9 protein-coding genes, 1 rRNA gene and 3 pseudogenes are annotated in these 13,507 nt (G+C 38.5%); all 13 read left to right on the top strand.

Annotation, left to right across the window (positions count from 1 at the left end; genetic code table 11):
• Positions 1-74: 74 nt before the first annotated feature.
• The 13 genes and pseudogenes from rrf (at position 75) to msrQ (ending at position 12,633) form a co-directional block, all read left to right on the top strand.
• Positions 75-190, top strand: a 5S ribosomal RNA gene (rrf, locus tag AB1A03_RS10745).
• Positions 191-1,025: 835 nt separating this feature from the next.
• Positions 1,026-4,186 (top strand): annotated as a pseudogene (putA, locus tag AB1A03_RS17365) (bifunctional proline dehydrogenase/L-glutamate gamma-semialdehyde dehydrogenase PutA).
• Between the two features lie 10 nt (positions 4,187-4,196).
• The gene (locus AB1A03_RS10760) at positions 4,197-4,433 is read left to right on the top strand and encodes a hypothetical protein (protein ID WP_354624655.1); all 237 of its coding nucleotides are present in this window, start codon (positions 4,197-4,199) and stop codon (positions 4,431-4,433) included.
• A gap of 879 nt (positions 4,434-5,312) precedes the next feature.
• Entirely contained in the window at positions 5,313-5,582 is a 270-nt protein-coding gene (locus AB1A03_RS10765) for a transporter substrate-binding domain-containing protein (RefSeq protein ID WP_354624656.1), read from the top strand.
• The gene (locus AB1A03_RS10770) at positions 5,579-6,139 is read left to right on the top strand and encodes a transporter substrate-binding domain-containing protein (RefSeq protein ID WP_354624657.1); all 561 of its coding nucleotides are present in this window, start codon (positions 5,579-5,581) and stop codon (positions 6,137-6,139) included. Before AB1A03_RS10765 ends, AB1A03_RS10770 begins: the two co-directional genes overlap by 4 nt.
• A gap of 118 nt (positions 6,140-6,257) precedes the next feature.
• Positions 6,258-6,929 (top strand): amino acid ABC transporter permease, encoded by a 672-nt coding sequence (locus tag AB1A03_RS10775; RefSeq protein WP_354624658.1) that lies wholly within the window; start codon positions 6,258-6,260, stop codon positions 6,927-6,929.
• Positions 6,929-7,579 carry an amino acid ABC transporter permease gene (locus AB1A03_RS10780; protein WP_354624659.1) on the top strand — a complete coding sequence of 217 codons (651 nt, stop codon included), beginning with the start codon at positions 6,929-6,931 and terminating at the stop codon, positions 7,577-7,579. Before AB1A03_RS10775 ends, AB1A03_RS10780 begins: the two co-directional genes overlap by 1 nt.
• Complete coding sequence (locus tag AB1A03_RS10785) at positions 7,576-8,298, top strand: amino acid ABC transporter ATP-binding protein (RefSeq protein ID WP_354624660.1); 723 nt, start codon at positions 7,576-7,578, stop codon at positions 8,296-8,298. The genes AB1A03_RS10780 and AB1A03_RS10785 overlap by 4 nt, the downstream gene beginning before the upstream one ends.
• A 280-nt stretch (positions 8,299-8,578) precedes the next feature.
• Positions 8,579-9,500 (top strand): annotated as a pseudogene (locus AB1A03_RS10790) (ABC transporter ATP-binding protein).
• Positions 9,493-10,266: pseudogene (locus AB1A03_RS10795) on the top strand (ABC transporter permease). Before AB1A03_RS10790 ends, AB1A03_RS10795 begins: the two co-directional pseudogenes overlap by 8 nt.
• Complete coding sequence (trmB, locus tag AB1A03_RS10800; protein WP_354624661.1) at positions 10,263-10,922, top strand: tRNA (guanine(46)-N(7))-methyltransferase TrmB; 660 nt, start codon at positions 10,263-10,265, stop codon at positions 10,920-10,922. Before AB1A03_RS10795 ends, trmB begins: the two are co-directional and overlap by 4 nt.
• Positions 10,923-10,999: 77 nt before the next feature.
• On the top strand, positions 11,000-12,022 hold the full coding sequence (msrP, locus tag AB1A03_RS10805; RefSeq protein ID WP_354624662.1) for a protein-methionine-sulfoxide reductase catalytic subunit MsrP: 1,023 nt from the start codon (positions 11,000-11,002) through the stop codon (positions 12,020-12,022).
• 11 nt (positions 12,023-12,033) lie between these two features.
• A complete protein-coding gene (gene msrQ / locus AB1A03_RS10810; protein ID WP_354624663.1) occupies positions 12,034-12,633 on the top strand; it encodes a protein-methionine-sulfoxide reductase heme-binding subunit MsrQ in 600 nt (199 codons plus the stop codon).
• The last annotated feature ends 874 nt before the right edge of the window (positions 12,634-13,507 follow it).

The raw sequence follows: 13,507 nt of genomic DNA on the forward strand, positions 1-13,507 counted from the left end.
TACGTTTGCGACAACATATTTTACAACTTGCAAGATTAAAGAATAATAGACAGCTTTTCTAATTAACTTTTTAGCTTGGCGAACATAGCGCTGTGGTCCCACCTGATCCCATTCCGAACTCAGAAGTGAAACGCAGCTGCGCCGATGGTAGTGTGGGGTCTCCCCATGTGAGAGTAGGTCATCGCCAAGCGCCTAATAAACGAAAAATCCCTGTTGACGATGTCAGCAGGGATTTTTTCTTTTTAGGGTACTGACGAGGATGACCTGCTCGAGAGTAGGGCGAGTATCGCGATAGCGATGTGTCACGAGCTTCGGTGCTCTGCGACGACTTTCCATTGCTAGACACCTATTTAGAAGAAGCCCTGATAGAAATATCAGGGCTTTTTTGCTTTTTAGAGATGATAAAAGTGGCCCATCAACGTCAAGTAATACCAACTCCGGTAAGTATGTGATCTAAATTTTGCGTAGGAAAATCAGCTTAATTTAAGGCGTAATTTGACGTAAATGGTTATTCCCTTTGCGAAAATTACAACGCAGCAGTAAGTTGTTTTAACCAGTAAAATAGATCAGCTATTTATCGGAATTGGTATAAGGTTGCGTTAGTCCACTGGACTAACGGACCTTGCTCTCCTTCCCATTCCGAACTCAGAAGTGAAACGCAGCTGCGCTGATGGTACTTAGTTGCATCTTGTTTCCTTGACCCCCCCCCCCTAACTAGATTTCAAAATTACAGGGATTGGTATATGCCCTGCCCACAAAAATTTAGTGTTATCGGAGTAAAGCTTTTTTGTTTGTTTTTTAGACCTTTCTCATAGAACAACAGTAAGATACTCTTATTTCTATGAGCTATTCTCCATAGCAGTGATAATTTATAGTTCTTTTTTACGTGTTACTCTGTTGTTTTGCTAGGCTAATGAAAATAGCGATTGGCGATAAAAAATCAGATGATTGATTTCCGATGGTGCATTTTATTGCAGACTTAAAGTTTTACCTCACCAGTTTATTCTTAACTATAAGGTTTTCACATGGTTCCTTTTAATGCCTTACATTGCATTTCTTCAGCTTTTATCGAACGGCCAATGCCTCAGCTCTGGTCATATATATCAGCGCTTTATATGATTGACGAGTCCGCTTGGATGTCTGAACTTTTATCTGTTGTCACAGAAGATCCATTTAAAAATGCACAAACTAAATTAGTGGCAAAAGATATTATTTCTCGCGTAAGAGCGGATAAAAAAGCAATACATATGATTGATGCAGTGTTACTTGAATATAGCTTAGATACTCAAGAGGGTATTCAATTAATGTGCCTTGCTGAAGCACTTATGCGTATTCCTGATTCAGCCACTGCCGATGAGTTGATTAGAGATAAACTAGGTTCAGCCGATTGGCAATCACATTTAAAGCACTCAGACTCTATTTTTGTTAATGCATCCACCTGGGGATTGTTAATAACGGGGAAAATTTCTCGTATTGACGTGACACACGACGGAGATGTCGGACATGTTATTAACCGTTTGATACATAAAATGTCTGAGCCTGTAATACGTCAAGCTATTTATCAAGCGATGAAAATAATGGGACAACAATTTGTACTAGGTAGAAACATAGAGGAGGCGCAAAAAAAGAGCGAGTATTTCACGAACCAAGGTTTTAGTTACTCCTACGATATGTTAGGTGAATCTGCATTAACGCGGAGTGATGCTCGCCATTACTTTGATTCATACATGTCAGCTATCGAATCCATTGGGCAAAATCAACTTAACCTTGCCAATAAATGTAATGCAGCAACAGTTTCCATTAAATTATCTGCTTTACATCCCCGTTATGAATTTACTAATAAGGATAATATATTAAAAGAGCTATTTGATACGGTTCTATTGCTGGTTAAACATGCTAGGTCAGTTGGTGTTGCAGTAACCATCGATGCTGAAGAAGCTGACCGTCTAGAGTTGTCATTACTTCTATTTGAACAATTATATCGGCATCCACTATGTCGCGGCTGGGGAAAATTAGGTGTCGTTATTCAAGCTTATAGTAAACGTGCCTTAGCAGTTTTGGCTTGGCTGGCTGCACTGGCCAAGCAGCAGGGTGATTGTATCCCTGTGCGCTTGGTAAAGGGGGCATATTGGGATAGTGAGATAAAGTTATCACAGCAGCATGGTTATGATGCATACCCTGTTTATACACGCAAAGAAGGCACGGATGTTTCTTATTTAGCATGTGCTAGATTTTTGTTAAGTGACCATATCAAAGGTCTTATTTACCCTCAGTTTGCGACTCATAATGCGCATACGGTTGCTGCAATTTCATTGATTGCAAAGCATAAAAAATTTGAGTTTCAGCGTTTGCATGGGATGGGGGAAGCTTTATATAAACAAGTTGTTTTTTTGCTCAATATTCCTGTCCGTATTTATGCGCCAGTCGGTAGCCATAAAGATTTATTACCCTATTTGGTTAGGCGTTTATTAGAAAATGGTGCTAATAGCTCTTTTGTGCATCGACTTGTTGATGCTAACTGCCCTATTGATGAATTAACAAAACATCCTGCCGATATATTAATGCAACGGCCAACATTACATAATGGCTTAATTGCATTGCCTCCCAATATTTTCTCTGATCGTAAAAATTCGCACTCTATTAATATTCATATTAATGATCAGGCCCGTTCTTTACAGTGTTGTGTTGACGTTTTTATAGACTCTTATTGGCATTCTGGTGCGATTGTCGATGGTCGTAAGTATTACCCATGTGATGATCAGTTACAGGATCACCATACTATTTATGCTCCCTATGACCGTAATGTTGAGGTTGGCAGAGTACAGTTTGCGAATCCTTGCATTGTTGAAAAAGCGCTGCATAGCGCTTATCAATATCGTTATCAATGGCAACAAAAAACGGTTGTAGAGCGGGCAAACTGCCTATTGGTATTGGCTGATTACTAGAAATACACATGCCAGAATTGATCGCTTTGTGTCATAAAGAAGCGGGTAAAACGATACAAGATAGTATTGATGAGGTACGCGAAGCAGTTGATTTTTGTCGTTACTATGCCAAACAAGCGATACACCACTTTGAGTCTATTGGCACGGTTATTGGTTATGATGGTATAAAAAGGCAAGTCAAAATGGAGGGAAAAGGGGTGTTTGTCTGTATCAGCCCCTGGAATTTTCCGCTTGCAATTTTTATTGGGCAAATTAGTGCCGCTTTAGTTGCGGGAAATACGGTTTTAGCTAAACCTGCTGAGCAAACGTCACTAATCGCTGCGCGTGCCGTAGAGCTTATACTTGCCGCAGGGGTTCCTGAAAAAGCAATTCATTTATTACCCGGAGTTGGTAGTGAGGTTGGATCTATTCTAACGAGCGATTTGAGAGTATCTGGTGTGGTTTTTACAGGTTCAACGATAACCGCACAAGCAATAAATCGCGCTTTAGCCGCGCGTGGTAGTGCTGAGTTTACTTTTATTGCTGAAACAGGGGGGCAAAATGCGATGATAGTGGACAGTACAGCTTTACCTGAACAAGTGGTAAGAGATGTTATTCGCTCGGCCTTTGCTTCTGCCGGGCAGCGCTGCTCTGCATTACGTGTTCTATTCATTCAGGAAGAGATAGCTGAGCGTGTTATCACCTTGATTAAAGGTTCAATGCAAGAGTTAAAGGTTGGTTTACCTTATTTACATAGCACTGATATCGGTCCTGTTATTGATAGCAGGGCGAAAGCTAAATTACTTTCGCATATTGCAAGTCTTTGTAATGATAATCATAAATTAATCGCTACCGGGATATTAGATGACAGTTGCTTAGATGGGAATTTTGTTGCTCCAACGGCTATCGAAATTGATAATTTAGGACAATTACAAGCTGAAAATTTTGGGCCCGTCTTACATGTTATTCGTTTTAACTCAGCGCAGCTAGATAAGGTAATCGATCAAATAAATGGTACAGGTTTTGGCTTGACTATTGGCATACACAGTCGCAATGAAAAACGTTATTTGTCGATTGCCAAACGAGCTAGAGTCGGTAATTGTTATATTAATCGCGATCAAGTTGGCGCTGCGGTTGGTGTACAACCTTTTGGTGGGCAAGGGCTTTCTGGTACGGGGCCTAAAGCTGGCGGACCCCGTTACTTGTATCGTTTTGTTGATCAAGTTGACAATAATCGTTCTGCCGAAGATGGTCTTTCATAGGAAATAAGTGATGTTAAGTAATACCCAACTAGCTTTGCGTAAGGCATTAAATATTTACCCATCTTGGAGTGCATTAAGCGTAACAATAAGAGCGCAATGCTTACAACGTTGGGCTGAACTATTACCGAAACAACTTACTGTTGAATGTGTCGATTCATTAGTTATAAAAATGATTGAATATCAATCGAGTAGAGCGATTGAACTGATTTCTCAGGCGCAAATAATGACCGGCCACGGGAGAAATTAATGAGTTATCTACCGCTGGTCGGGGGGTATTTCTTATTGCTGCTGAGCGTGAAGTTCCTCTGACAGCCATTGTGGGGTTTATAAGTTGTGCACTGGTGGCAGGTAATACAATATTGCTCTCTTTAGCAGAGCGGGAGTCACTGGCGGACCGTTTATGTAGTAGTTTAATGGCTGCTGGGCTAAGTGAATCTATTGTAACGACAGTTAACTATAGGGAAGTTGATAGCGTAATAAACAAAAGTACAATTGCCGGCGTTGTATTCATGGGGATCAGTCTAAGGCGGTTAATATTAAAAAAGATTTAGCCTGTCGTGAAGGGGCTATTGCCCCATTAATTGTAGAAACAGATTTATGGCGCTTAACAACGCTCTTGGACAGTTATCTATTATTGCGTTTTATTACTGAAAAAACACAGACAATCAACGTTACCGCTATAGGGGGAAATGCAACATTGATGGCATTGGGTTGTGGTGATTAATGGTTTGTTGGTTGATTTTTAATCACATATAGACGCTATTTTTTCAGTTTAATTCATCATTTAAAATTAATCGAGCGAACTGTAATGTGATATGCCAAAACAGCGCTATAGATACCAAGGGTTGGGACTTTTTGTTGTTTTTTTACGAAGTAATAACAGACTATAATCGCTCTATTTTTTAATCCTTACAAAGACTTATACTATGCTCTGTTTGAGAACTTGCCTTAATTTTGATACAGTATTCACAATGTTAAAAAATTAGCATTGACATTATGAATGTAAAATTAACTTGAAATTAGGATTAAGTGGCTAAAATGCATGATGCGATTACATGTTTTTTAAACTGTCATACAGTCATTTTCCTAAGTTAATTCAGTGATAAATTATACCTAAGGAGAGTGTATGAATTTAGTAAAGAAAGTTTCATTAGTTATTACTTCAATTGCCGTTATTGGATCGATTTCTGCCGCTAATGCAGACAAACTTGATGACGTTATCAATCGAGGCACTTTAAATTGTGGTGTTGTTTTTGACTTCCCGCCGATGGGTTATACCGATAAAGACAACAAACCCGCAGGTTTTGACGTTGACTACTGTAACGACTTAGCTAAAGCGATAGGCGTAAAATCAAACGTGATCAACCTGACTTGGGAGATTGAATTCCTTCATTGATCTCTGCTAAAACAGATGTGGTGGTTGGTTCAACTTCAGATACATTAGAGCGTGCCAAATCAGTTGGATTTACTTACCCCTATTTTGTCTTTAAGTTTCAAGTATTATCGAAGAAAGGTGTGAAAATGATATCTTTTGATGATCTTAAGGATGTGAAAGTTGGTGCTGCATTAGGTACAACATACGAAAGCGAGTACTTTAAATATGCGGATTCGAAAGGATGGGGGCGTGATAATTACACCTCTTTTAAATCAGAAAATGATGCGTTTTTAGGGCTATATCAAGGTAAAGTTGATGCATTAATTTCCACTAACACCAATATAGCCACCAAGCTCACTTCTGGTCAGTTTGACGATTTCGTTGCTGGACCTTATGTACCAAATTATGATGATGTTGTTGGGCTTATTGCAAAACGCAATGAACTTGCTTGGATAAATTACCTTAATCTATTTTTAGTTCATCAAATTAGAGACGGTCGCTTAAATGATCTACATATGAAACATTTTGGCACGCCAGTATCGCCAGATATGGTTCAATCTTTAATTGATAATAAGTAACTTTATCGAATCTTGAATCAAAAGCAATAAACCTCCAGCTAAGCTGAGGATCTTTAGGCTCCTCAGTCATGATCAAACAAATCATACCGTCCGGTAAGGAGGCTGATAAAGAGGAAATATGGACAATTATGAATTTCATTGGAATGTCGTCTTTGATGCATTTCCACAACTTTTAACTGGTGCATTTACAACTTTACACGTCTCTGTTTTATCAATGCTTGTTGGTATCGCCATTGCAGTGTTATTAGCACTAGGAAAAATGTCAACATCGAAAGTTTTTTATCATGCCGCCAATATTTGGGTGGAGATTGCAAGAAATACTCCCGCACTTTTTTTAATATATATGGCCTATTTTGGCTTAGGTGCCTACGGTATCCACCTTAGCCCCTATGTTGCTGTTTTTTCTGCATTAGTTTTTATCAATGCGGGATATTTAGCGGAAACATTTCGCGGTGGTTTTCTCTCAATTCCAACGACGCAGTATAGCGCTGCTAAATCTTTAGGTATGAACAATATACAAGTCTATCGCTATGTTATTTTGCCACAAATGTTTAGGAGAATATATCACCCGATGACCAATCAGTTTGTTTGGTCAATATTAATGAGCTCTCTTGGCATATTGGTTGGTATGGATGAGCTTTCAGGTGAAACACAACGGTTACAGTCAACCTCTTTTCGAACATTAGAATTTTTTATAGTCGCTGCGGTTATCTATTTTGTGATCACCAAAATCGTGCTTATTTCGTCTGGCTTAATTGCCAATAAAATGTTTAAAGGGGAGATTTCATAATGAATTTATTTACTCCCCTATCATGGAATGATGCTGGATTTATATTAACAGGTATATTAAACACCGTTTATATATCCGTTGTGGCAATCATTGTGGGTAGTTTGTTGGGCTTGCTGGTTGGTTTTGTACGAGCTGAATCTAATAAAGCGGTAAATGTATTGTTGGGTGCATTTTTAGATATTCTGCGATTAGTTCCCCTGATTATTCAACTTATCCTATTCAGTACTTTTATTGGTGCGATGGGTTATCCACTCGACCCCTTTGAAGCGGGGGCGATTATATTATCTCTTTATACTATGGCATTTATGAGCGAAGTGTTTAGGAGTGGTTTTGAGAGTGTTTCTCCTGCCATGATAAATGCTGCTAGATCATTAGGAATGAATTATTTACAGGCCGTTCGCCACGTTAGAATTCCCATTGGAATGAGAGCGGTCTTTCCCTCTTGGTTGGGGGTCGCACTGAGTGTGATAAAAGACTCTGCACTTGTTTCTGTGATTGGTTATATGGAGCTTTTAAGAACAGCCGAACAGCTAATATCAAGAACACAACAACCGCTAATGATACTAATAGGTGTGGGGGTGTTTTATTTTGTTATTTCTTACCCCTTATCGCGTTATGGAAAATATGTAGAAAGGAAAATGGAAATATGATTGAAATTAAAGGAGTTCATAAATCTTTTGGTGATTTGGAAGTGTTAAAAGGTATTGACTTAAATGTAAATCGCGGTGAGGTTGTGAGTATCATTGGTGCCAGTGGGAGTGGTAAGTCGACACTATTGTATTGCATTAATGCCATCGAAAAAATTAATAGTGGCAAGATCATTGTTGATGGTGTCGATGTCCATGATAAAAATACTGATATCAATAAATTAAGACAAAATTTAGGGATGGTTTTCCAACAGTGGAACTCTTTTCCTCATTTAACCGTGTTGGAAAATGCCGCCCTAGCTCCACAGATAGTTAAAGGTTTTAGTAAAGAAAAGGCACAGGAAATTGCGCGAAAAGAACTTATTCACGTAGGCCTTGGTGACAAACTTAATGAGTATCCGACTAAAATGTCTGGTGGTCAGCAACAACGGCTTGCTATTGCTAGAGCATTGGCGATGGAGCCCCCTTATATGTTATTTGATGAAGTGACTTCAGCACTCGATCCGGAGCTGGTGGGGGAAGTGTTAGATACATTAAGATTATTACGTGATGATGGTATGACCATGATTTGTGTGACCCATGAGATTGCATTTGCAAAAGAGGTTTCTGATAAAGTGGCCTTCTTCCATAAAGGGTTAATTGAAGAGATAGGAACGCCACAACAAGTATTAGATAATCCACAGCAAGAGAGAACCCAGCAATTTTTAAGTAAAGTGCTTTGATCTGTTGAAATCAAACTATTAAGTAAGTGATTTTATTATTTTCAAATCACTTACTTATTACCCTAATTAAGCGATTATTCCTGCGTAAAATTTAGACTTCATACTTAACTAAAGTGTATTAAACATACTTTTACGATTCCTAAAATGAACTAACAATGCATCTTAACTAGCATGGGTATCGTGAATATTTAGTGGTACAATCCCCGATAATTATGGCACTCGATTCTTTTACTGTTTTATCTTGTTGCTTATAAATCAAATTATTAAGGCATATGCTGTTATGAATGCAATAGAACTTCAAAATATAACAAAAACTTATAAGGGTGGAGTCACCGCGTTAAAAGGTATTTCCTTAGCGGTTGCTGAGGGCGACTTTTATGCACTGCTTGGACCCAATGGAGCGGGGAAATCTACAACCATAGGTATCATCTCTTCCTTGGTCAATAAAAGTTCCGGCAATGTTAAGGTTTTCGGTTATTCTTTAGATACAGAATTAGAGCTTGCGAAAAGCCAAATTGGTTTAGTCCCTCAAGAGTTTAATTTTAATCAATTTGAGCCGCCAATACAGATTCTCGTTAACCAGGCTGGGTATTATGGCATTACCCGTAAATTAGCCCTGCTGCGTGCCGAGCGCTATCTAAAGCAGCTGGATCTTTGGCATAAACGTAATGAACCCTCTCGTGAATTATCTGGTGGGATGAAACGTCGTTTAATGATTGCCCGTGCTTTGATGCATGAACCTCGATTACTTATTTTAGATGAACCAACGGCGGGCGTTGATATCGAAGTTCGACGTTCAATGTGGGAATTTTTAAAAGAGATTAATCGCCAAGGTGTCACGATTGTTTTAACAACGCATTACCTTGAAGAAGCAGAAATGTTATGCCGCAATATTGGCATTATTAATAAAGGGCGTTTAATTGAAAATACCAGCATGAAAATCGTTGCTCGCTCGTTTGGACAGTGAAATTTTTATTTTGGACATTGATAAAACTACCACTGTTCCATATAGCGATAACTGCAAGATAACGCAAATAGATGCGCAAACCCTTGAAGTTGAAATTAGTAAGAACGAGTCGCTGAATGCTTTATTTGCCGATCTCACTAAACAAGGGGTCAATGTGAAAAGCCTACGTAATAAGGCTAATCGCTTAGAAGAGTTATTTATTGGTTTGGTAGAAAAGGGTAACGCGCATGATTAACAGTAGTTATATAATCGCCTTAAAAAGTATTTGGCGTAAAGAGATCAATCGTTTTTTGCGCATCTGGGTGCAGACCTCAGTTCCCCCGTTATCACCATGAGTTTATATTTTGTCATTTTTGGTAATTTAATCGGCTCTCGGATAGGTGACATGGACGGTTTTAGCTATATGTCCTTTATTGTACCTGGGTTGATCATGATGTCTGTTATTACCAATTCCTATTCGAATGTCGCTTCATCATTTTTTAGTGCTAAGTTTCAGCGCAATGTAGAAGAACTTTTTGGTTGCCCCCGTGCCGAATTACGTCATTATTTGGGGGTATGTGGGTGGTGGTGTAATTCGTGGATTAATGGTTGGTTTTTTAGTTACCTGTATCTCAATGTTTTTTGTTAAGTTACATATTTATAACATTGTCGTTTTAATATTGAGTGTACTCTGTACCTCGATTTTATTTTCCATTGGTGGGCTATTAAATGCGATTTTTGCACGCTCCTTTGATGATATAAGTATTATTCCTACCTTTGTATTAACGCCATTAACCTACCTAGGAGGCGTGTTTTACTCGATCACATTATTGCCTGACTTTTGGCAGGGAGTCTCACACTTTAACCCCGTATTTTATATGATCAATGCGTTCCGTTATGGCTTTTTAGGTATATCCGATGTGTCACTCGTTTGGTCATTTTCTGTAATAGCGGTATTTACAGCGGGGCTTTATGGCCTAGTCTCTTTGTTGCTAAAAAATGGTGTGGGGATTCGTTCATGAGTGAATTAGGTAATTCCAGAGTCATAATCTCTAATCAGCAAGGCTTGCATGAACAACTCGATGAGGTGGTCTTAAAACACCTCAAACATACTTTTCGTAAGCCCTATCAGCAACATACACTGGATGCTTTTAAAGCATGTGAAAAGTGGGTCGAGCAACAGGGTAAAAATATTATTTTTGACTCCTGTTGTGGTGTCGGTGAAAGTACTTATCACCTTGCTAAAAAACACCCCGAAGCGATAATTTTAGGGTTAGATAAATCTGCCGATAGGCTTAGTAAACACCCACAACAAATCAGCGATAACTACCGTTTACTGCAGGTTAATTTGAATGATTTCTGGCGTTTAGCGGTAGAGGCAAATTGGCATCTATCGCACCATTACTTACTCTATCCGAACCCTTGGCCTAAGGCGAAACACCTACAACGTCGATGGCACGGTAGTGCTGTTTTTCCCGCTATTATAAAGCTAGGGGGAGAGTTGGAGCTGCGTAGTAATTGGTTTACTTACATTCATGAATTTAGTCATGCATTGCAACTTGCAGGCCATTCCAGTGTCGTTGAAGCGTTTCATAGTGATGCTGCTATTACTCCCTTTGAACGTAAATATTGGGCAAGTGGGCAAAAATCATTACGGTTAATGAGCTCATTAGACTAATTATTTTTTATTTTTTGCAATTAATTCCCGAGTGATAAGGTCTATATTTTTATAGTTATCTAACTAGGGGATTAACCATGCTTATTAGACTTCGTAAAAAATCTGACCTTAAAGAGTCGCAATTAACCTCTGAGGATACCTATTTAAATCGCCGCCAAATAATAAAATCACTCGGCTTATCGGCATTAATGTTACCACTAGCAAAACCGTTACACGCCGCTTTACTGGATATTTTTTCTGATAGTGACTCTGCGCAGAGCGATTTACAGTTTAAGCGCCGCAAATTAAATTATATAAAAAATAGCCACTATGATTCACTCTCCCCGTTAACGCCGGAAAATAAAATATTACAGTATAATAATTTTTACGAGTTTGGCACGGGGAAGGGCGATCCCTTTGAACATGCTCAACAGTTTAAAGTGGATCCTTGGTCACTAACGATTGATGGCTTGGTTGATAAGCCTATTACCCTCAATTATGAAGATTTATTAAAACGTTTCACCATTGAAGAACGTTTATATCGGATGCGCTGTGTTGAAGCGTGGTCAATGAATATCCCTTGGTTAGGCTTTACACTTGCATCATTATTGAAATCAGTAGGGCCAAAATTAAATGCTAAGTTTGTTCGTTTCGAAACCTTGCATGATCCAAAGCAGATGAGAGGACAAGCTTCACGCTATGTTGGTGGGGGGATTGATTATCCTTACGTCGAAGGTTTGCGTCTGGACGAAGCGATGAATCCGTTAACCCTGTTATCGGTTGGTCTCTATGGGCAAACGTTAGCACCGCAAAATGGTGCACCTATCCGCTTGGTAGTCCCTTGGAAGTATGGTTTTAAAAGTATCAAATCCATTGTCAAAATCACGCTTACCGATACAGCACCTATCAACACATGGCAAAAAATCGCATCAAATGAGTATGGTTTTTATGCTAATGTCAATCCAGCTGTCGATCACCCTCGCTGGAGTCAAGCAAGTGAACGTTTCCTTGGTGAGGGGAATTTATTTTCGCAAACTCGGCAAAAAACGTTGCTGTTTAATGGCTACCAAGAAGAGGTAGCGAGTTTGTACGCGAATTTAAATTTGCAAAAAAATTATTAAGGTTATCTATTTTGACAATTAATCACAAAGAGATAATGAGCATTAAAATATTGATTCACCTTGCTGCACTGTTTGTCTTACTCTATTTAGCGCTGCTCATCGAACAGGGATTGTTGGGGGCTGATCCCGTTAAAGAGTTAATTCATTTTGTCGGTAAAACAGCCATGAATTTTCTACTGATCACTTTGGCAATAACTCCACTTGCCAAGCGATTTAAGCAACCTCTATTAATACAATTACGCCGTGTACTTGGATTATATAGCTTTGCTTGGGCATGTGTGCATCTACTCGCGTTTGTCTATTTAGAATTAAATTGGCAACTAGCACTTTTTGTCGATGAGGTTATTAAGCGTCCTTACATGACAGTGGGGGCGTTGGCATGGATTATTTTACTGCTTTTAAGTATTACCTCCGTCACCTTTATCCGTAAAAAAATGAAACGGGCGTGGCTAACACTGCATCGCTTTGTTTATTGGGCGGCGTTATTGGTGGTTATTCATTATTACTGGTCAGTAAAATCAGGACTAATTGAACCAGCGATTTATATCGCGATCTGTCTGTTTTTACTCGCACAACGCAAGGAATATTTTAAAAAATTACTACATATTTAACACTCTGATACCCGAGCAAGGTGCAATTTGAGATAATTATTGTTCACTTTTAGAGTGTTACAACGCAGAGCTGGTTTGTGAACTGGCAATCATTCATTTTTTTACTTTACATTCTTTAGCGATATTTGTTCTATTCACTGTGTATAACAAGAATTATTTTACGTAATAAAAGAACATGTAAGCGCTTTATAATTTGTTTCTGTGCGTTGTGTTGCCTTGTTTCGTAATTAATTTTCAAAAAAGCTTGAGTAAAAGTGTGATCTAGGTTACATTTGTCCTGTCCACTGAGGACGTTAACTAAAAATGATAAAAGGAAATTATTATGGATATTTTGTTTTTTTATGCAGGTCGCAATTTTTCAATATTTAACAGTGCGGAAGCCAACAGACGTGATTTTGATCCGACTTACTTTAGAAAATAATGAAAATTATTCCGGTTAGAGAAAACCGACCTTCAATAATAAATACAGAAGCGGGAGTCGTTCTTCCGCTTTTTTATGAGTCACTAAAGTAATTTAGTCTTACTTTAGGTTAGTTTCTTAGTTCTTCAACATTTCAAATGCTTCAATAAATTACCTCTTTCACTTTCATTCACCAAAAAATCAATTACGATATTGCCTCTCTTTTTGCAGGTCTGCAATTTATACCAATTCCGATAAATAGCTGATCTATTTTACTGGTTAAAACAACTTACTGCTGCGTTGTAATTTTCGCAAAGGGAATAACCATTTACGTCAAATTACGCCTTGAATTAAGCTGTTTTTCCTACGCGAAATTTAGATCACATACTTACCGGAGTTGGTATTAGTTGCTGCTAATATGAATATTTTTATGGTATTCGGTCTTGCTAAAATAAATGCTAAGCGTCAGGTATA

It is taken from the genome of Psychromonas sp. MME2 (genome assembly GCF_040566515.1).
Lineage (GTDB): Bacteria > Pseudomonadota > Gammaproteobacteria > Enterobacterales > Psychromonadaceae > Psychromonas.